This is a genomic window from Pseudomonas sp. CF161 (genome assembly GCF_000416215.1).
Classification (GTDB): Bacteria; Pseudomonadota; Gammaproteobacteria; order Pseudomonadales; family Pseudomonadaceae; genus Aquipseudomonas.
Genome location: NZ_ATLP01000088.1, coordinates 49475 through 67838 on the forward strand (window position 1 = coordinate 49475; position 18364 = coordinate 67838).

At 64.9% G+C, this 18364-nt stretch carries 16 protein-coding genes; 4 read left to right on the forward strand and 12 right to left on the reverse strand.

Annotation, left to right across the window (positions count from 1 at the left end; translation table 11 throughout):
* Window positions 1-9 precede the first annotated feature (9 nt).
* The 8 genes from CF161_RS17250 to CF161_RS17285 all read right to left on the reverse strand — a co-directional run bounded on the left by CF161_RS17250 (window position 10) and on the right by CF161_RS17285 (window position 9497).
* Window positions 10-1149 carry a hypothetical protein gene (locus CF161_RS17250; RefSeq protein WP_020297866.1) on the reverse strand — a complete coding sequence of 380 codons (1140 nt, stop codon included), beginning with the start codon at window positions 1147-1149 and terminating at the stop codon, window positions 10-12.
* Window positions 1128-2573 carry an alkaline phosphatase family protein gene (locus CF161_RS17255; protein ID WP_020297867.1) on the reverse strand — a complete coding sequence of 482 codons (1446 nt, stop codon included), beginning with the start codon at window positions 2571-2573 and terminating at the stop codon, window positions 1128-1130. The genes CF161_RS17250 and CF161_RS17255 overlap by 22 nt, the downstream gene beginning before the upstream one ends.
* Window positions 2563-3798: a metabolite traffic protein EboE gene (gene eboE / locus CF161_RS17260; RefSeq protein ID WP_020297868.1), complete on the reverse strand. Its 1236-nt coding sequence runs from the start codon at window positions 3796-3798 to the stop codon at window positions 2563-2565. The genes CF161_RS17255 and eboE overlap by 11 nt, the downstream gene beginning before the upstream one ends.
* Window positions 3795-4679 carry a TatD family hydrolase gene (locus tag CF161_RS17265; protein ID WP_020297869.1) on the reverse strand — a complete coding sequence of 295 codons (885 nt, stop codon included), beginning with the start codon at window positions 4677-4679 and terminating at the stop codon, window positions 3795-3797. Before CF161_RS17265 ends, eboE begins: the two co-directional genes overlap by 4 nt.
* 42 nt (window positions 4680-4721) lie before the next feature.
* The gene (locus tag CF161_RS17270; RefSeq protein WP_020297870.1) at window positions 4722-5489 is read right to left on the reverse strand and encodes an EboA domain-containing protein; all 768 of its coding nucleotides are present in this window, start codon (window positions 5487-5489) and stop codon (window positions 4722-4724) included.
* Window positions 5486-6376: a UbiA family prenyltransferase gene (locus tag CF161_RS17275; RefSeq protein ID WP_020297871.1), complete on the reverse strand. Its 891-nt coding sequence runs from the start codon at window positions 6374-6376 to the stop codon at window positions 5486-5488. Before CF161_RS17275 ends, CF161_RS17270 begins: the two co-directional genes overlap by 4 nt.
* Complete coding sequence (locus CF161_RS17280; protein WP_043229705.1) at window positions 6373-8244, reverse strand: 3-dehydroquinate synthase; 1872 nt, start codon at window positions 8242-8244, stop codon at window positions 6373-6375. Before CF161_RS17280 ends, CF161_RS17275 begins: the two co-directional genes overlap by 4 nt.
* Window positions 8245-8942: 698 nt before the next feature.
* Window positions 8943-9497, reverse strand: coding sequence for a cysteine hydrolase family protein (locus tag CF161_RS17285; RefSeq protein WP_020297873.1), 555 nt, complete (start codon window positions 9495-9497; stop codon window positions 8943-8945).
* Between the two features lie 100 nt (window positions 9498-9597).
* Between CF161_RS17285 and CF161_RS17290 the strand changes: the two genes are divergently transcribed.
* The 3 genes from CF161_RS17290 (at window position 9598) to CF161_RS17300 (ending at window position 12635) form a co-directional block, all read left to right on the forward strand.
* Window positions 9598-10605, forward strand: a complete 1008-nt coding sequence (locus tag CF161_RS17290) for a GlxA family transcriptional regulator (protein WP_020297874.1) — start codon at window positions 9598-9600, stop codon at window positions 10603-10605.
* Window positions 10606-10780: 175 nt separating this feature from the next.
* Window positions 10781-11890 carry a DUF3182 family protein gene (locus tag CF161_RS17295; RefSeq protein ID WP_020297875.1) on the forward strand — a complete coding sequence of 370 codons (1110 nt, stop codon included), beginning with the start codon at window positions 10781-10783 and terminating at the stop codon, window positions 11888-11890.
* On the forward strand, window positions 11880-12635 hold the full coding sequence (locus CF161_RS17300; protein WP_020297876.1) for a S9 family peptidase: 756 nt from the start codon (window positions 11880-11882) through the stop codon (window positions 12633-12635). Before CF161_RS17295 ends, CF161_RS17300 begins: the two co-directional genes overlap by 11 nt.
* Before the next feature lie 34 nt (window positions 12636-12669).
* Here CF161_RS17300 and CF161_RS17305 read toward each other — a convergent pair whose 3' ends face one another.
* From CF161_RS17305 to CF161_RS17315, 3 genes are read right to left on the reverse strand one after another with little or no spacing between them, the layout of a single operon-like run.
* Window positions 12670-13656 carry a lysylphosphatidylglycerol synthase domain-containing protein gene (locus CF161_RS17305; RefSeq protein ID WP_020297877.1) on the reverse strand — a complete coding sequence of 329 codons (987 nt, stop codon included), beginning with the start codon at window positions 13654-13656 and terminating at the stop codon, window positions 12670-12672.
* Window positions 13653-14945, reverse strand: a complete 1293-nt coding sequence (clsB, locus tag CF161_RS17310; protein ID WP_020297878.1) for a cardiolipin synthase ClsB — start codon at window positions 14943-14945, stop codon at window positions 13653-13655. The genes CF161_RS17305 and clsB overlap by 4 nt, the downstream gene beginning before the upstream one ends.
* Window positions 14942-15739 carry an endonuclease/exonuclease/phosphatase family protein gene (locus CF161_RS17315; protein WP_020297879.1) on the reverse strand — a complete coding sequence of 266 codons (798 nt, stop codon included), beginning with the start codon at window positions 15737-15739 and terminating at the stop codon, window positions 14942-14944. Before CF161_RS17315 ends, clsB begins: the two co-directional genes overlap by 4 nt.
* A 269-nt stretch (window positions 15740-16008) precedes the next feature.
* Here CF161_RS17315 and CF161_RS17320 point away from each other — a divergent pair, with 269 nt between their 5' ends.
* Window positions 16009-18135, forward strand: a complete 2127-nt coding sequence (locus CF161_RS17320) for a mechanosensitive ion channel family protein (protein WP_020297880.1) — start codon at window positions 16009-16011, stop codon at window positions 18133-18135.
* 12 nt (window positions 18136-18147) lie between these two features.
* Here CF161_RS17320 and CF161_RS33165 read toward each other — a convergent pair.
* On the reverse strand, window positions 18148-18364 hold a 217-nt coding region (locus CF161_RS33165; protein ID WP_020297881.1), incomplete at its 5' end, for a hypothetical protein.

Genomic DNA, 18364 nt, shown 5'->3' on the forward strand with positions numbered 1-18364 from the left:
TCATGCTCCTTAGCGTTGCCACTGGGCGCGTTTGAGCGACCAGACAAAATCCAGTTTTTTGTAACCGGCGTAAGCCGAGTCCGGCAGCGGGGTGGTCGGGTAGACGATGCCGCCCTGTTGTTTCAGGGCGAAATTGAAATAACCCTTCTGGTTCGAGTAGGCGGCGGTGCTGTGGCAGGCCAGGCACGACGAGGTGCTCTGGAACGCCGACTCCAACTGCGAGTTGGCCAGCACCTGGGTCACGGGCTGGTACTCGACGCCGATCAGCTCGTATTTCGCAAGCCCGGGGTAGGTGGCCTGGAAACTCAGGTTGACCGGCTTGGCGGCCGAGGTTGGGCCAGTGGTGTTGGTCATCGGCGTGGCCGGGACGGCATTGGTCACGGTGTACTTGCTGTTGTTGACGTTTTCGAAGGTGGTCCACACCCAGTTGGCGTTCAGCTTGTTGATGACGTGCATGCCGCTGAGGGCGGCGTACCCGACCTGGTACTGGTTCTTGTCCGGGTAGTAGGCCTGGATGATGTAGTAGCCATCGTTCTCCAGCTTCTGCTTGAAGGCGGCATCGGTGCCGATCCAGATCCACGAGGTTTTCAGCTCCCAGGCGGTGCTCGGGAAGTCCAGGTTGCCGGTCAGGGCGGCCTGGCCGTTCACGTTGTAGATCTTTTTATTGAGGATGTAGTTGAACGTGTCCTGGCCCATGAGGATGTGAAAGCGCACCGGCTGGCCGCGTTGTGCTGCCGGCACCTGGTTGCCCATTTGCAGGATCAGGCCGTCCACCTGTTGCGTGCTGTCCAGGTTCTGGAACACCCGGTTGGGGTTCATCCCCAGTTTTTGCGCCTGGGCCTGGATCGCCATGGGCGTGGGCTGCTGCGGCAGATAAGGCTTGGGCTGGGCGCCGTTGGCCAGGTACACCTGGTCCGACGGCTTGAACCCTTCCCAGACCCGGTTCGGGCTGCCCTGGGCCGAAGGCTGGTTGAGGCAGACAAACCAGTTCCAGGCCTGGGTTTCCGGGCTTTGCAAAAAGTTGGCCTTGGTCTGGCTGGGGTTGGCTCCGTACGTGAGGAAATTACCGCAGTCATAGGGAGTGGCGTTCTGTGCCTGCGCCAACCCGGCGAGTGCACTGAGAACGGTTATGGAGATGGCTCGCCGCATGGAAGCTCCTTGGCATTGGCCTTGTCGTGGTATGGGCGCCCCAGGAAGTACTGCAGGAGCAGTTGCTTGACTGCCGTGACCGGAAGTTGCTCCGGTAGCGCCAGGTCGCAATCGGTGATGAGCAGCGGGCTGCTCTGTGGGTTGTCGGGCAGGCGGCCATGGCTGCCGCGGACCATCCGCGTGTCCAGTGGGATCAGGTCCATGTAGTAGCGAAAGCCGAGTTTCTTCTGCAGCAGGCGGCGGGCGATTTTCAGCTTGGGCCAGCGGATGGCCGGGTCGATGAACATCTCCAGCGGGTCGTAGCCGGGCTTGCGGTGGATGTCCACGGTACGGGCGAAGTCCGGCGCCTGGCGGTCGTCCAGCCAGTAGTAGTAATCGAACCAGTAGCCGGCAGCGGCCACCGCTACCAGCTCGCCGCTGCGCGGGTGGTCCAGGTGCCAGGCCCGTTGTTCGGTTTTATCCAGCACCTGCTCGACCCCGGGCTGGCGCTGCAACAGGGCCTTGACCCGGGCCACGTCCTGGGCGCGGCGGATGTAGATATGCGCGACCTGATGGTCGGCCACGGCAAAGGCCGCGCTGGCGCCGGGGTCGAGCAGTTCCCAGGACAGTGACTGGCGGACCTGGAGCAAGCCTTCGGAACGCAGCAGCCGGTTCAGCGAGACCGATTGCTGCACCGGCTCGATGCCGTACTCGGACAACAGCATCACCGACGCGCCCTGTTGCTCGGCAAAGTCCAGCAGGCGCCCGACTTCGTGGTCGATGGCGCGCAATTCATCGGCCATGGCCGGGTGCTCCGGCCCCAGGCGTTGCAGGCCGTAATCCAGGTGGGGCAGGTAGACCAGTTGCAGGTCCGGACGGTTGATCTGGAACTCGGCCATGGCGCAGTCGACGATCCAGCGGCTGGAGGCAATGCCCGCCGCCGGCCCCCAGAAGCCATGGAACGGGAACTCGCCGATCTGCTGTTCGATGGCCTCGTGCAGCCCGGGCGGATCGGAGTACAGGCCGAACACCTTGCGCCCGTCGGCCGGGTAGTGCGGGCGCGGGGTGATGGCCGCCGAAACCTCGGCGTACATGTTGAACCACCAGAACAGCTGGCTGCAGCGAAACCCGGGGATCTCCCGTTGCAGCACCTGCCAGACTTTTTCCCCCTGGATCAGCCCGTTGGGCTGCAGCCAGAAACGCACCTCGGCCTGGTCGCGAAAGTACCAGCCGTTGCCGACAATCCCGTGCTCCGATGGCGTTGTCCCGGTGAGGATCGAGGCTTGCACCGTCGAGGTCACGGCCGGGAACACCGGCTGCAAACGGGTCATCTGCCCGCGCTGCAGCAGTTGATTGATGCGTGGCGTGGCAGCCCCGAGCAACCCCGGGGTCAGCCCGACCACGTTGATCAGCAGCAGCGGTTGGCGCGGAGCTTCAGCGGCCATGGGCCACCTCCAGCGGGCGTGGGTGGGTTTGCAGCAGTTGCCTGGCCCGCAGTTGCTCCTCGACCCATTGCAGCTCGCGGGCGATGCCCTGCAACTGCGCCGCGGCGCTGTCCGGGCGCAGGGGCTGCGGCAGCACGCCCCAGCTGTAGGTCTCGACCTCAAGCACCGGGCGCAGCGCTGGATGCTCGGCCAGGTAATCGAAGGTCTGGGCCAGCGCGTCCTGGCTGCCGCTGAGCTCCGGCAACAGCAATTGCTCACTGAACAGCGGCACGTGGAAGTGGATACGCAGTTCGGCTTCCAGGACCCGGCCCTGGGCGATGTCCTGCAATACGGCGGGCAGGTCGGGCCAGGACCGCAGCCGCCCCTGCACGTCGCGCGCCTTGACCTGATGCAGGTACACCACTTCGGCAAAGTCGCCGAGGGCCTGGACCACCGCCGCCCGACGTGGATGCTCCGCCGCGGGCAACTGGCAGACCATGGCGCTGGACAGCTGGATCTTGCCCACCGGGACGCCGGCCTGTTGCAGGCGGTGCAGGGACTGGTAGCAATCCTCGAACAGCACCGCCTGATGGCAGACGTCGAAGCACAGCGCCAGGTACTCCTGATGCGGATCGGTGGCCTGCCAATGCTGGAAAAAGGCAATGGCCTGGCCGGTGTTTTCCAGCACGCAATCGGGCTCCATTTCCAGGCACAGGCGGATCTTCTTGCCGCTCTCCTGATACAGCCTGGCCAGGCCCGCCGTGAGGTGGCGCAGTTGCTGTTCGGCGCTGTGCTGCAAGGCCTGATTCCAGTGCGCGGCGTACCCCAGGGGCACGCTGGAAATCACCCCCTGGGTGCAACCGGGCGGCAGGGCATCGGCCAGCAGGCGCGCCAGTTGCAGGCTGTAGTCGAGGCGCTGCGGATCGGCCCAGTGCGGGCGGTAGACCTCGGCCTTCACCGCCCCCTCATGGAACCGACCATAGGGGAAGCCATTGAGCGAGGTCAGGCGCAGGCCGCTGCGCTGCAACAGCTCGAAAAACTGCCGGCGGGCCGTCGGCTGTTGCAGCTCGGCGACCGCCCGCGCGCTGATCCACAGACCGCTGTCCTGCTGGCCCAGCCCGCGCAGCCGGCGCACCCCCTGGAAGTCGGACTCGATCGAGGCCCGCAGTTCGGCCAGTTCCGGGGTGGGGTGCACGTTGCCGCAATAGCCGATCTGGGTGGGCGTCCATTCCCTGGGCTGGTTCATTTGATCACCGGCTCCTGGCCGCGCAGGGCCGAGTTTTCCTGCCACTGCTTGCGCTGGTCGATGGGCAGCGGGGTGCTGACCAGTGCCTTGTCCAGCTGCCCGCTCTGGGCGAAGAAATCCACCGGGTTGTGAAACAGCACCTGTTCCACCTGGGCTTCGCTGAAACCGGCGGCGAGCATCGCCTGGCCGGTTTTCGGCACTTTCAGCGGGTCGCTGATGCCCCAGTCGGCGGCGCTGTTGACCACCATTTTCTCGGTGCCGTACTCCTGCAGCAGGGCGACCATGCGCTGCTCCGACATCTTGGTGTTGGGGTAGATCGAATGGCCGCGCCAGCAATCGCTGTCGAGCACCAGGGGCAGGGTCAGTTCGTTGAGGTGGTCGATGATCACCAGGTTCTCGGCGATGCCCACCTCGCGGATCACCGCCAGGGTGCGCTTGGTGCCGCCGATCTTGTCGCGGTGCGGGGTGTGCACCAGCACCGGCAGGTTGAATTCCTTGGCCAGTTGCAGCTGGGCGGCGAGAAAGCGGTCTTCCTCGGGTGTGATGTCGTCGTAGCCGATCTCGCCGACGGCCACCACGCCGTCCTTGAGCAGGTAGCGCGGCAGGATCTCCAGCACCTCGTTGGCCACCGAGAGGTCATTGGCCTCTTTGGGGTTGAGGCCGATGGTGCAGAAGTGATGGATGCCGAACATGCTGGCGCGAAAGCGCTCCCAACCCAGCAGGGTGTCGAAATAATCGATGAAGCTGCCGACGCTGGTCCGGGCCTGGCCCTGCCAGAAGGCCGGTTCGATGACCCCGGTGATGCCGGCGGCGGCCATGTTCTGGTAGTCGTCGGTGGTGCGGCTGACCATATGGATGTGCGGGTCGAAGTACTTGAGCATGGTGAATCCTCGTCGAGGGGGAGTCGGTAGGCGTGGGTTCGATCAGGACGCCGGCGGCGGCAGGTGCTCGCGCCATTCGTCCGGCAAACGTTGCTGCTGGCTCAGGCCCTGCAGGCGCTGGCGTTGCGCCGGGCTCAGCAGCTCGAAGGCGATTGCCAGGGGCAGCCCGGGAGACACCGGGCGTGCAGCGGCGAGCTGCTCGTCCAGCAGGTCCAGGGCCAACTGGTTGAGGCCGACGCTGTGGCGTTGCGCCAGGCCTTGCAGGCGGCGCACGTCGAGCCCCATGCCCAGGGTCTTCAGGAGCAATTGGTGGAAGGCCCGTTCGCTGTAGTGACGGGCCGGGTAGGGGGTGTCCAGGGCCAGGGCGGCGAACACCTGGCTGTTGCTGGTGCGCCCGGCCTGCAACGCCAGTTCCAGGCCGAGCCCCTGGCGGTCGAGCCAGTCCAGGGCCTTGAGGGTGGCGATTTTTTCCTGATCGTCGCCCCACAGAAACAGCTGGCGCAGAACGGGCAGTTGTTCGCTGGCCGGCTGCTGCTCCAGGGCCTGGGCCAGCAGCAGTGCGCGCGCCAGCTGGACCAGGCTCCAGCCGCTGCCGGGCAGGGCCCGCTCCTTGAGGTGGCGCTTGCACTGGCTGCTCAGCAGCGCCGCAGTGCTGGCGTCGGCAGCTTGCGCCAGTTGCTCCAGGGCCTGGCGCCACCAGCGCTGCTCGTTGTCATCAAGCTGTTGGGCGAGCAGCTGGCGCTGGGCGTCGAGGCAGTCCTGGCGCATGTCCAGGGCCGCCGATGGCTGTGGTTTCAGGTCGGTGTTCATGTGGGTTTGATCCAGCGCTGGAAGTGTGGGAGCAGGAAAAACACCAGGACGCATAACAGGCTGCCCAGAGGCTGGTTGGCCACCGCCAGCACCAGCGCATCGAACAGGGGCAGGGCCGCGAGGCCAGCCCCGATAAAAGCCCGGACCTGGCGTTGCCGGGGGTTGGCCAGGTGGCGCCAGTAATGCCAGCCCAACCAGCCGAGCCAAAGCAGCAGCACCGCCCAGAACCAGGCGTTGACCGCGTAGACCGCCAGTGCCAGGGGGCTCAGCATCAACAACAGCGGCAGGCGGCTGATCAACTGGTTGCGATGCTCCTGGCGGGCCAGGTAGGTCAGGCCGCTGATGTACACGCCAAGCAACAGCGCACACAGCCAGATCGGCTCCGGCGGCACCGCGAGGCTGGCCGCAGCGGTGAGGTACAGGGCCGAGCGGCATGCGCCCATCAGCCACACGCTGTGGGCGTACTTCTTGTGCAGCAGGTTGTAGCCCAGGATGCAGCCCACCAGCAGGGTGGCGCTGCCCAGCAGCCAGTGCGGCTCGTCGATCAACTGGCTCAGGCCCAGCACCGATGCCGCGGCCAGGGCCAGCAGCAACGCGGTGGCCAGGCCCACTTGCTGGCGGCTGACCAGCCCCAGGGTGATCGGGCGCGGGTTGTGGTGCTGCTGGTCCCAGTTGGCGTCCAGCAGGTCGTTGAGCAGCATGCCGGCCAGGTACAGCAGGGACAGGGCCGCCAACAGCAGAATCCACACCAGCGACGAGGGCGGGGCGAGGGCGCTGGTGCTGCTGGCCAGCAGGGCGGCAGCCAGGGTGTTGGTCCACACCGTCGGCAGGTTGGACACCCGGCCCAGAGTCATCCAGGTCTTGAGGTTGTGCGGCGCCAGGTTCATTGCGCGCAGCCCTCGCTCAAGCTCAACAGTGGGCCGCTGCCGGTGGCCAGCCGCAGCAGCGCCTGTTCCATCAGCGGCGCGTCGATTTCATGCAAGTCCACCGACCCCCCGATGCGGTTGAGCATGGGGATCGACAGTTGCCCGCCCAGGTGCTGGCGGAATTCTTCAAGGCCGACCAGCACCTGGGCGCGGCCCTGGGCATCCTTGAGCAGCAGCTCCGCCGGGCACAGGTTGAAGCCGAGTTGGACCAGCAGCCGCAGCACCCGCTCGCTGTCGGCATCGCTCAACAGGCCCAGGGCATTGGCGTACAGCCCGTCGAGGGCCATGCCCACCGCCACGGCCTCGCCATGGCGCAGCCGGTGGTGGCTGAGGTTTTCCAGTTTGTGCGCGGCCCAGTGCCCGTAATCCAGCGGTCGGCCATTGCCGCGCTCGAACGGGTCGCCGGCGCCGGTGATGTGCCCCAGGTGCAGTTCGGCGCAGCGGCGGATGGCGTAGCGGCTGGCGCTGTGCTCGAAGGTGGCCAGGGCTTCGGCGTGTTGTTCCATCCACTGGAAAAACGCCTGGTCCTTGATCAGCGCCACCTTGACCGCTTCGGCCAGGCCGGCGATCTGGTCGCGGCGGGTCAGGCTAGTGAGCAACTGGAAGTCGTTGATCACCGCCGTGGCGGGGTAGAAGGCCCCCAGCAGGTTTTTCTGGCCGAAGGCATTGATGCCGTTCTTGACCCCGATCCCGGCGTCGTTCTGCGCCAGCACCGTCGTCGGGATGCGGATCAGGCGAATCCCCCGGTGAAAGGTGGCGCTGGCGTAGCCCACCGCGTCCAGCACTGCGCCACCGCCCAGGGCCAGCACGTAGCAGTGGCGGTCCAGGCCCAGTTGCAGCATGTCGCTGTACAGCTGTTGCAGCACCTGTGGGTCTTTGCTTAGTTCGCCGGCCGGCACCGCGATCGGCGCGGCCAGCAGGCGCAGGTCCGGGTGGGCGGCAAAGTACTGGTCGATCTGTTGCAGCAACTGGGGGGCGCTTTGCAGCAGTTGCTCATCGGCGAACACCAGAGCGGTCACCGGCCCGCGATGCTGGGCGCAAAGCTGCTGGTGCAGGCAAGGGTTGGTCGGGTCGAACAGGTGGTCGGTGAACAGCACCGGGTAGTCGTAGCTGACCTCGAAGCGCCCGCGCAGTGGCTGGTTGGCGTCCACCGCGTGGCGTGGCTTGAGCAGGCTGCGCGCAGCGATAAACAGGGCGGGCAGGAGCATGCCGGCGAGCAGGGTCAGCAGCAGCGCATTTTGCTCCACCAGAAAACTGCCAATGGCGCTGTAGGCCAATGCCAGGCCGGCGTTGGCCAGGGTGGTGACCAGCAGGAACGAGCGCAGCGGGTAACCTTGCATGCCGGCGGCCACCACCGAGGTTTCGGCCAGTACCGGCACGCCGCGCAAGCAGATCAGCGACAAGGTGCCCAGGCGATAGCCCAGTTGCCCCGGTTGGCGCTGGTGCAGGCCCAGGCGGCCGGACAACAGCCGAAAATAGCCGGCCCCCAGGGCGTAGCCGAGCCCGGCGCCCAGGCACAGGCCAATGAAAATCACCAGGTAACCCCCCAGGCTGCCGAGCATGGCAATCGCCAGCAGCGCCACCATGCTTGAAGGCACCGGCAGCACGACGTCGAACGCCAGCAGGGCGATCAGCAGCAAGGCCAGGTTGAATTTCTGCGCGGGGGTGGAGGGCAGGTACAGGTTCAGATGGGCCAGGGCCTCCTGGATCTGCTGTTCGAACAACAGGAAGCTGGCGATGACCAAACCGCAGAAGCAAAGCAGCGACAACCAGAAAAGTCCGGCCGACCCTCTTTGCGAGCACGCACGATACCAATGGCTGCGCTTCATCAAGCGTCCCTCTTGATTGTTATGACTGAATTCCGTGTCAGCAGTTAACGCAGTATTTGAAGCGTGGTTTAAATAACCGAGTGCCCTCGTCGGGTGTTGTGCTGTTTCATCGGTCGGCGATGCGGCTGAATAATAGTTATGAACTTAGACGCGACTTGCGCTTTTGCAAGCAAGGCCGGAGCAAGAGTTTTTCAATGGTTTGTAACAGCGACTTCGGGGCATTGGGGATGGGCGAAGGTTTTGCGCGATTGCTGTGTATTTACTGGTATTTGCGCCGATTATCCCGGCTTTTAAATAAAGTTGAACCTGTTTGAACCTCTTTGAAAAAAGACCGGTCAATGAATCAATAGCAAGGTAAACAACCAATAATGGCTATTTGTCATTATTGTTTGTTATAGGCCTTATTATGCTTGGCTATATGGAGTTTAGTTGCGAGTGAGGGTGGTAATGCGGAAGGAGTGGAAGTTGCCGCTCTAAAAGATATTTGATCGGCGGAGGTCTACGCTTAACGGGTTTGTCTGTCGGGTGGGGAAGTTATACGGGAAGTTGCTTCGTTAGTTTGTTGAGAATAATAATCAATACTCTCTTTGGCCAGTCATAAAGCTCTTGTTTTTTATGAACCACCCAACCCCGCAGCTTCATAACGCCACGGGGCTTTTTGGGGGTGGTGCAGGCTCAGTGCAGAGCCGCGCCGGGTTTCAGCGGCTGGCGGTCAGGTACTCATCGGTCGCGACCACGCTGGCATAGGCGAACGCCAGGGAGGCCATGTACGCCCCATGCACCTGGGCGGCAGGGATCACCTGGCCGTTGAACTCCAGGTCACGGGTGGCACAGGCGTCGTGAATCACCGTGACGGCGTACCCCAGGTCGGCGGCAGCCCGGGTAACGCCATCGATGCACATGTGGCTCATGCTGCCGACTATCACCAGTTCCTCGATGCCCTGTTGCTTGAGAATCGACTCCAGCTCGGTGTCGCGGAACGCATTGACGAAATGCTTGAGCACCACCGGTTCGTCGCCCTGGCTGGCGACCTTGGCATGCAGGCGCGCGCCTTCGGAGCCCGGGGCAAAGAACGGCGCGTCGCTCGAGGTGAATTCATGGCGCACATGGATCACCGGTTTGCCGCTTGCGCGAAAGGCGCCCAGCAGCCTGGCGGCATTGTCGGCAGCGGCCTCGACCTCGGCCAACGGCCACTTGCCCTGGGGAAAGTAGTCGTTCTGGATATCGATCAGGATCAGTGCTTGCTTGGCCATAAGGGTTTCCTTGAACAGAGGTGGGTATGGCGTCCAGTATTGGCGCCGGCGGGTCTTTCGAGGATTGGCCGCACCGACAATAGCAGGGGGAAAACTGACAATGGCCATGCAACGTGCGGTCGCCGAACTGGGCGTGCTGATCTATCCCGGTGCGCAGATGGCCGCGGTCCACGGCTTGACCGACCTGTTCGGGGTGGCCAATCGGATTGCCGCCGAACACCAGAGCGAGCAGTTGCCGTTGCTGCGTATCAGCCATTGGCAGGCCTCGTTCGATGAGACGCCGGTGCGGGTCTATGACAGCCACCCGGGCCCTGATTCAGCGCTGGTGGCGGTATTGATTCCGCCCTCCCTGGCGGGATTTTCCGAAGGCCAGGCGACCACCGCGCTGACTCACTGGCTGCGCGAGCAGCATGCCGCCGGTGCCACCCTCGGCGGCGTTTGCGTGGGCTCGATCCTGATGGCTGAAAGCGGCCTGCTGGACGGGCGCAGCGCCACCACCCACTGGACCTCGGCCAAGAGTTTTGCCCAGCGTTACCCGCAGATCCGCCTGAGTGCCGAAAAGCCCATCGTCGACGATGGCGACCTGATCACCACGGCCGGGCTGATGGCCTGGTCCGAGCTGGGCCTGCGCCTGGTGGATCGCCTGCTGGGGCCGAGCATCGCCACCGGCACCGCGCGCTTTCTGGTGGTCGAGCACAGCGACAGCGCCAGCCAGTGCGGGAGCAATTTCGCGCCGATCCTCAACCATGGCGACCCGGCGATTCTCAAGGTCCAGCACTGGTTGCAGGGCAATGGCGCGGTGGAGGTGTCCCTGGGGGCCATGGCGCAGCAGGCGGGGCTGGAAGAGCGCACCTTCCTTCGGCGCTTTCGTGCCGCCAGCGGCCTCAAGCCGACCGAGTACTGCCAGCACCTGCGGGTCGGCAAGGCCCGGGAGATGCTCGAGTTCAGCAACGGCACCATCGACCATATCGCCTGGACCGTGGGTTATCAGGACCCGAGCGCCTTTCGCGCGATCTTCAAGAAAATCACCGGCCTGACCCCCAGCGACTATCGCAGCCGCTTCGGCGTAACCCCCGCGCCGCCGCTGCGGGCCGATCAGGGGCGCTAACCCCGTCGTGCATTATCCGCAGGCGCTGGCGACGATCGTGCAGTTTGCAACGGGCCCAGTGCCGCTACGCTTTTTCAGCTGACTGATTTGCAAGGGGTTTTGCCCGGTCGGGAAGGTGGCCTGATCCGTGCAGCCCAAAGGGCACACTCATCGGCCGGTTGGCCAAGGTGGCCCCATGACCTCGACAAACCGCAACAAGCTGGTGGTCGCGCATTCCACCCGTCCCCAGGCGCCCCTGCATGAAGTCGAAACCAACCGCGCGCTGGCCCGCTGGCTGGCGCAGATTCTCGGCCTGAAATACGGCGGCAGCTACGACCCGGCGCAGCATGCCGGGCGTGATTTGTATTGGCTGCCGACCCAGACCCTGGTCGGGGCCGAAGCGGCCCGAGCGCTGGGGGTGACCCAGGCCGACGATTTATGGGGCGGTTACGTCGAGCATGACTTTATCGCCACCAAAGCCATCGCCCATGGTTTGTTCAGCGCCGAGGCCGTAGCGCCGCCGGGCTGGTCGCCGCTGTTTGCGCAACGGGTCGGGGATGCGGTGCTGGACGGCTTCAGTGTGTTTTCCGAGCAGGATGCGCGGCCCGCCGCCAGCCGCTTGCTGGAGTGCGGGCCGATCCGCATCAAGCCGATTCACGCCTGCGCCGGCCGCGGGCAACAGGTGATCGACAGCCTCGAGCATTTCGACCAAGCCCTGGCTCAGCCGCAGACCGCCAGCCTGTTCGAGCAGGGCGTGGTGCTTGAACAGGACCTGCAAGGGGTGATCACTCACAGTGTTGGCCAGTCGTTTATCGCCGGCCACGTCATCAGCTATTGCGGCGAGCAGTTCCTGACCGAGGACGCCCATGGCGAACAGGTCTATGGTGGCTCGCGCTTGCTGGTGGTGCCGGGTGGCTACGAAACGCTGCTGGCCCTGGACCTGCCCCAGGACGTGCGCCTGGCGGTGCAGCAGGCCCAGGTGTTCGACAGCGCCGCGGATGAGGTTTACCCAGGCTTCTTTGCCTCGCGGCGCAATTACGACATCGCCCAGGGCCGGGCGGCCGACGGTCAGGTGCGCAGCGGCGTGCTCGAACAGTCCTGGCGCATGGGGGGCGCCAGCAGTGCCGAAGTGGCGGCCTTGCAGGCTTTTATCAACGACCCCGGAATGCGCGCGATCAAGGTCGCCTCGGTGGAAACCTACCGTGATCAGGCACTGCCTGCGGACGCCATCGAGGTGTATCGCGGTCCGGCGGACAACAGCGATTTTCTTCTCAAATACGTAACGGTCCAATCCTATGACGGCTAGAAGCGAAAGCATTCAAATCGACATCGATGATGAACAGATGAGCGGGAATTTTCTCAGTCCCAAATCGAAAGTCCCGGGGGTGTTATTCGTCCACGGCTGGGGCGGAAGCCAGGAGCGCGACCTGGAGCGCGCCAAGGGCATTGCCGGCCTCGGCTGCGTGTGCCTGACCTTCGATCTGCGGGGGCATGCCGGCACCGGCATTCCATTGTCCCGGGTCACCCGCGAAGACAACCTGCGCGACCTGCTGGCGGCCTATGACCGGCTGCTTTCGCACCCGGCCCTGGACACCTCGGCGATTGCCGTGGTCGGCACCAGCTACGGCGGCTACCTGGCGAGCATCCTCACCTCCCTGCGCCCGGTGCGCTGGCTGGCGCTGCGGGTGCCTGCGCTGTACCGCGACGAGCAGTGGCATACGCCCAAGCGTGACCTGGACAAGGCCGACCTGATGCATTACCGCAGCAGCCTGGTGCGCGCCGACAGCAATCGGGCGCTGCATGCCTGCGCCGCCTTTACCGGGGATGTGCTGCTGGTGGAGTCCGAGACCGACGACCACGTGCCCCACGCCACCATCATGAGTTACCGCGCGGCGTGCCAGCAGACCCATTCCCTGACCCACCGCATCATCGACGGCGCCGACCACTCCCTGAGCGATCCGGTGTCGCAGCAGGCCTACACTTCGATCCTGGTCAGCTGGATCACCGAGATGGTGGTCGGCGAGCGCCTGAGCATCATTCAGGAACGCTGATCGGCGGCCGTAGCGCCAGGCCCCTGGCGCTGCATCAGGCCGGTTTCTTCGCTATCCGCAGCGCCTTGGCCTTGGCTTCCACCACCAGGTACATCAGCAGGGCCACCAGCAGCGGCAGGATGAAGTAGATCGCCCGGTAAGCAATCAACCCGGCCAGCAGGCTGCCCCGGGACACCTCGTGTTGCAGCAGGGCGATAAAGACCGCCTCCAGCACCCCGAGCCCGGCCGGGATATGGGTGATGACCCCGGCGATGCTGCTGATCAGCAGCACCCCGAGCACCACCGGGTAGTCCAGCTTGCCCGGCAGCAGGGTGAAAATCACCGCCGCCATCAACGACCAGTTGAGCGCCCCCAGTGCCAGTTGCAGCAGCGCCATGCGCAGTGACGGCAGGTTGATTTCCACGCCACGGATCGCCCATTCCCGACGTCGGGAGAACTGGCACGCGGCCAGGTAGCCGATGCTCAGCAGCAGCAACAGCACGCCCACTGCCTGCAACGCGCTGCTGCTGAGTTTCCAGCCGGGAGGCATCTGCACCACGCCACTGGCAAACACCCCTCCGGCCAGGACCATGTAGCCGAACCAGTTGGTGGCCAGGCTCAGGCCGAGGATCTTGGCGATATTGCCGGTGCTTACCCCCAGCCGGGAATACAGGCGGTAGCGCATGGCGATGCCGCCGACCCAGGCGCTGAGGTTGAGGTTGAAGGCGTAGCTGATGATCCCCACCGGCAAAATCTGCCGCCAGCCCAGGTCCTGGCGGATGTAGGTGCGGCCGATCAGGTCGAAGCAGGCGTACACCAGGAAGCTGGCCAGGGTCAGGCCGGCGGCGATGATCAGGGTGCGCACCTTGAAATCCGCCAGGGTGCTGAACACTTCACTCCAGTCGATGCGCCTTGCGAGCAGGGTGAAGAGCACGATCAACAGCAGGAAAAACAACACCGTCAGTGGCTTTTTCAGGCGTTGCCAAAGGGTTCTGGAGCCCTGGCTCTCGGAGGGCGCTGCGTGGGCGCTGGGCGGGCTCATGACGGCTGCTCCGGTGGCGCCTTGTGCTGCACAAAAGGCTTGAGCTGCGGTTTGTGCGCCGGCAACCAGCCGGCCCAGGCCGGAAAATGGCGCAGGAAGTGAAACACCATGAAGCCGACGGTCAGGCGCCACAGCCGGCCCCGGGGCTGGCGGTTTTCCGGCATGGCCTGGCAGTGGTCCTGGCTCAGCCGTTCCAGGCGCTCGAACAGCAGGCGGTTGAACGCCCGGTCGCGGATCAGCACGTTGGCTTCCAGGTTCAGCGACAGGCTCAGGGGGTCGAGGTTGCTCGAACCGACCGTGCTCCAGTCTTCATCCACCAGGGCCACCTTGCCGTGCAGCGGGCGCTGGCAGTATTCGTAGATGGTCACACCGTCCTTGAGCAGGTAGTCGTAGAGCATGCGTGCGGCGAATTTGGCGATGGGCATGTCCGGCTCGCCTTGCAGGATCAGGCGCACATCCACCCCGCGCCGGGCCGCGTTGCGGATTTCCCGCAGCAGGCGATAACCGGGAAAGAAATAGGCATTGGCGATCACCACCCGCTGCCGGGCGCCACGCAGCACATGCAGGTACACCTCTTCGATGTCCGAGCGATGCTCGCGGTTGTCCCGATACACCAGCCGTACCTGACCGTCATGGTCACTCAGGGCCAGTTCGCAGCGGCGTCGACGGCGCCGTTGCCACCAATATTTGGCCCGGGCCGGGCGACCGCTTTGCACCAGGGCGAAATGGTGAATATCCACCACCGCCGGGCCTTCGATCTCGACCGCGTAATCCTGCTTGGCTTCGGGGCCGAAATCCGCCAGATGATCGGCGGAGAAATTGATCCCGCCGATAAACGCCAGGCGCCCGTCGACCACCACTATCTTGCGGTGCAGCCGGCGAAACCAGTTGGTGCGCACCCCCAGCAGCGGCCGCGCCGGGTCGAACAATTGCAGGTGCACCCCGGCCTCGCTCAGGGCGCCCAGGAACTCCCGACTCAGCTCGCCACAGCCAAAACCGTCGAGGCTGACCGTGACCCGTACCCCGCGTTGCGCGGCCTCGATCAGGATCCCATGCAGCTCATTGCCCACCTTGTCTTCGAAGAGGATGAAGGTTTCCAGGAGGATTTCGCTGCGGGCTTGGCGCAAGGCAGCGAACACCCGTGGGAAGTAGGCCTCGCCGTTTTCCAGCAGTTCGACCCGGTTATTGCTGTGCCAGCCGTATTCCAGGTCCGCGGCCGGGGTTTCGCTGGCCGCCACGGGGTTGGCGAGGGGGTCCAGGGTGGTTTTTTCCAGGGGCGTGCTGCTCATAATTCGACCTCCACCGACAGTGGCGCATGGTCGGAAAGATGGGACCAGGGGTGAGCCGCCAGTACCTGGGGCCGGTGGATACGCAGGTTGCGCAGGTAAATGCGGTCCAGCCGCAGCAGCGGCCAGCGCGCCGGAAAGCTGCGGGCCGGCTTGCCATGGGCATCGACAAAGGCTTCGCGCAAGCCGCTGCCGGCCAGCACCCGATCGGCGCGCTGGCGCCAGTCATTGAAGTCGCCGGCGACGATCACCGGGGCCCCGGGCGGGATCTGCTCCAGGCATTGCAGCAACAGGTTCAACTGCTGCACGCGGTGGGCTTCGCGCAGCCCGAGGTGCACGCAAATCCCGTGCAGCTCCTGCTCCTGGCCGGGCACCTGCATGACGCAGTGCAGCAGGCCGCGGTTTTCATGGCCGTTGAGGGAAATGTCGAGGTTGTCGTGGCGGATGATCGGGAATTTCGACAGCAGCGCATTGCCATGGTCGCCCTCCGGGTACACCGCGTTGCGCCCGTAGGCGAACTGCGGCCAGATGCTGTCGGCGAGAAACTCGTACTGCGGCATGCTCGGCCAGTTGCTGTAGCGCTGCGGGTGCTGCTCGTGGGTGCCGTGCACCTCCTGCAGGAACACCAGGTCGGCGCCGACGCTGCGCACCGCTTCGCGCAATTCGGGAAGAATGAAACGCCGGTTCAGCGCGGTGAAGCCCTTGTGGGTATTGACCGTGAGGATGCTGACGCGCTGCACCCGGGCCTCGACGGGCGTCGCAGGCTCACCGAGCACCGCCGTCTGCTGGCTGCTCATGGCCGGCCTCCGCAGCCGAAGACGAGGGCCAAGGGCCCGTGGCTATCGCGCCGGCACCGGCTCGAGGTACCTGGATCAATCGCCGCCATCTGTCCTCCCGTGCACCGCGGTGCATTGCCCTTGATCTTTTGCTGACTGTGGCGGCGCCGGGAAAGTTTCGACGGGGCTACGGATGGCACTGCGCAGTCGGACGGATTGCGCAGCAAACCGAACTTGCCGGGCATTTGCCGATCAGTTCCTTACAGACCCTTCTCAAGGAGCTCCGCGTTTTGTTCAATTTCAAGATCGCGCTACTGCTGGGGATCGTGCTGGTGCTCGGCAGCAGCGAGCTGGAAGCCGCCGCCCCGCCACCTGCGGCCAGCACCAGCACCGACGCTGCCGAGGCGCCGGCCAAACCCGAACTGCTGGTGCAAGGCGGCCTGCTGGGTGCCATCAGTTCGAGCATCGATGACGTCCAGCAAAAACTCGACCTGAATGAAAACCTGGTGGACGCCTGGCGCCTGCGCGCCGACCGGGCGGCGGACGAGGTGGGCCGGCTGGTCAACCAGCCATCGGATCGCTCGGCCTGGAGCGTCGTCGGCGACTTTTTGATGCTGTCGGGGGTGTGGATCGGCGCTTTCATCGTGCTCACCCTGGCCGCCGGCCTGTTCGCCAAGCGCCTGAACCGGCAGCGCCTGCTGGCGACCCGCCAGCGCAGCCAGTCCCTGCTTGGTTACCTGTTGCCCTACACCTTGCCGGCGCTGATCTGCCTGCCGCTGACCCTGTACGCCAGCCACTTTCTGCAGGCGTCGGTGGGCCGGGCCCTGGCCCTGTGTTTTGCCTACGCCACCAGCAGCGGCATCGTCTCGACCTCGGTGCTGCTGTGCCTGGTGGTGATGTTCAATGTCGGCCACAAGCGCCCGGCGGTGGAGATCATTCGCCGCCATTGCCCGCGGCCGCTGTTCCTGATCGGCTTTCTTGCGGCCCTCAGTGATGCCCTGACCAGCCCGCAGATCGCCCGACAGTTGGGGGGCAATATCACCAGCAGCATCGCGGTGTTCACCGGTTTGTTCGCCTCGGTGATTTTCGGCCTGCTGGTGATCCGCCTGCGCCGGCCGGTGGCGCACCTGATTCGCAACCGGCCCCTGGCCCAGCGCCTCAAGCAACCGGCGCTGCAAGAGTCGCTGCGGATTTTTTCCGGGCTCTGGTACTGGCCGATCCTGCTGATGGTGCTGGTCTCGGCGATCAACCTGATCGGTGTTGGCGAAGACAACCAGAAAGCCCTGCGCTGCGCCTTGCTGACCACGCTATTGCTGATTGCCACGGTGTTTCTCAGCACCGTGTTCCAGCACCTGTTCAAGTCCCGCAGCGCCCAGGCCCTGCAACGCAGCAGCGCCTACAAGGAACGCTTTTTAAGCTTGCTGCACGCCTTGCTGCGCATTGTCATGGCCATCGCCTTCATTGAAATCCTCGGGCGGATCTGGGGCCTGTCGCTGTTCGAGTTCGCCCAGCGCAATACCGTGGGCCGGGCCATCAGCGACTCCCTGAGCAGCATCGGCCTGATCTTCCTCGTCACCTGGCTGCTGTGGGTGGTGCTGGACACGGCGATCCAGGAGGCCTTGAAGCCACCGGTCAGCAAGCGCGGCGCACGCCAGCCCAGTACCCGGGTCAAGACCATCCTGCCGCTGCTGCGCAATGCGATCAAAATCGTCCTGGTGGTGATCTGCGCGATCACCACCATGGCCAACCTGGGGATCAACGTCGGCCCGCTGCTGGCGGGTGCCGGGGTGGTCGGCCTGGCGATTGGTTTCGGTTCGCAGCAACTGGTGCAGGACGTAATCACCGGGCTGTTCATCATCATTGAAGACACGCTGTCGGTGGGCGACTGGGTGGTGCTCGACTCGGGCCACGCCGGCACCGTCGAGGGCCTGACCATTCGCACCCTGCGCCTGCGCGACGGCAAGGGCTTCGTGCATTCGGTGCCGTTCGGCCAGATCAAGGCGGTCACCAACCAGTCCCGGCAGTTCGCCTATGCGTTTTTCTCGGTGCAGTTCACCTACGACACCGACGTCGACAAGGCGGTGGAATTGATCCGCGAAGCCGGCCGCTCCATCAGCGAAGACCCATTCCTCAAGTACAACCTGCAAGGTTCGCTGGACGTGTTCGGGGTGGACAAGATGGACCTCAACGGCGTGGTCTTGACCGCGCAGTTCCGCACCGTCTCCGGCGGCCAGTACGCGGTCAACCGCGCCTTCAACCAGCGCCTGAAAAAGCTGGTGGATAACAGCCCCTGGGTGCACTTCGCCCAGACTTATCCACAGCAGGTGGTGCTGCCCAAGCGCAACGCCCAGGAGGATGAACCGGAGCACCACGACACCCCGGGCGTGCTGTTGCCTGACGCGCCACGCCCGCAGTAGCCGGCGGGGTGCTCAGTGGCGGGTGAGGGCGGTGCGCAGCAGCAGGGCCGCGGGTTCGTCCAGCTCCAACCAGACGTGAGGCTTGCCGGCAATGTGCGCCGCCGCCGGCACCCCGTCGCGGTACACCAGGCGGTTGCCGGCCAGGGCCGGGACCTTGCTGCCGGGCAACAAGGTGCCGACGAGGTTCAGCGGATCGACCCCGCACACCGCGACCAGGCTGCCGTCGTGG

Coding starts and splice junctions, on each gene's coding strand:
- CF161_RS17250 (WP_020297866.1), bottom strand. CDS start 1,149: ATGCGGCGAGCCATCTCCATAACCGTTCTCAGTGCACTCGCCGGGTTG.
- CF161_RS17255 (WP_020297867.1), bottom strand. CDS start 2,573: ATGGCCGCTGAAGCTCCGCGCCAACCGCTGCTGCTGATCAACGTGGTC.
- eboE (WP_020297868.1), bottom strand. CDS start 3,798: ATGAACCAGCCCAGGGAATGGACGCCCACCCAGATCGGCTATTGCGGC.
- CF161_RS17265 (WP_020297869.1), bottom strand. CDS start 4,679: ATGCTCAAGTACTTCGACCCGCACATCCATATGGTCAGCCGCACCACC.
- CF161_RS17270 (WP_020297870.1), bottom strand. CDS start 5,489: ATGAACACCGACCTGAAACCACAGCCATCGGCGGCCCTGGACATGCGC.
- CF161_RS17275 (WP_020297871.1), bottom strand. CDS start 6,376: ATGAACCTGGCGCCGCACAACCTCAAGACCTGGATGACTCTGGGCCGG.
- CF161_RS17280 (WP_043229705.1), bottom strand. CDS start 8,244: ATGAAGCGCAGCCATTGGTATCGTGCGTGCTCGCAAAGAGGGTCGGCC.
- CF161_RS17285 (WP_020297873.1), bottom strand. CDS start 9,497: ATGGCCAAGCAAGCACTGATCCTGATCGATATCCAGAACGACTACTTT.
- CF161_RS17290 (WP_020297874.1), top strand. CDS start 9,598: ATGGCCATGCAACGTGCGGTCGCCGAACTGGGCGTGCTGATCTATCCC.
- CF161_RS17295 (WP_020297875.1), top strand. CDS start 10,781: ATGACCTCGACAAACCGCAACAAGCTGGTGGTCGCGCATTCCACCCGT.
- CF161_RS17300 (WP_020297876.1), top strand. CDS start 11,880: ATGACGGCTAGAAGCGAAAGCATTCAAATCGACATCGATGATGAACAG.
- CF161_RS17305 (WP_020297877.1), bottom strand. CDS start 13,656: ATGAGCCCGCCCAGCGCCCACGCAGCGCCCTCCGAGAGCCAGGGCTCC.
- clsB (WP_020297878.1), bottom strand. CDS start 14,945: ATGAGCAGCACGCCCCTGGAAAAAACCACCCTGGACCCCCTCGCCAAC.
- CF161_RS17315 (WP_020297879.1), bottom strand. CDS start 15,739: ATGAGCAGCCAGCAGACGGCGGTGCTCGGTGAGCCTGCGACGCCCGTC.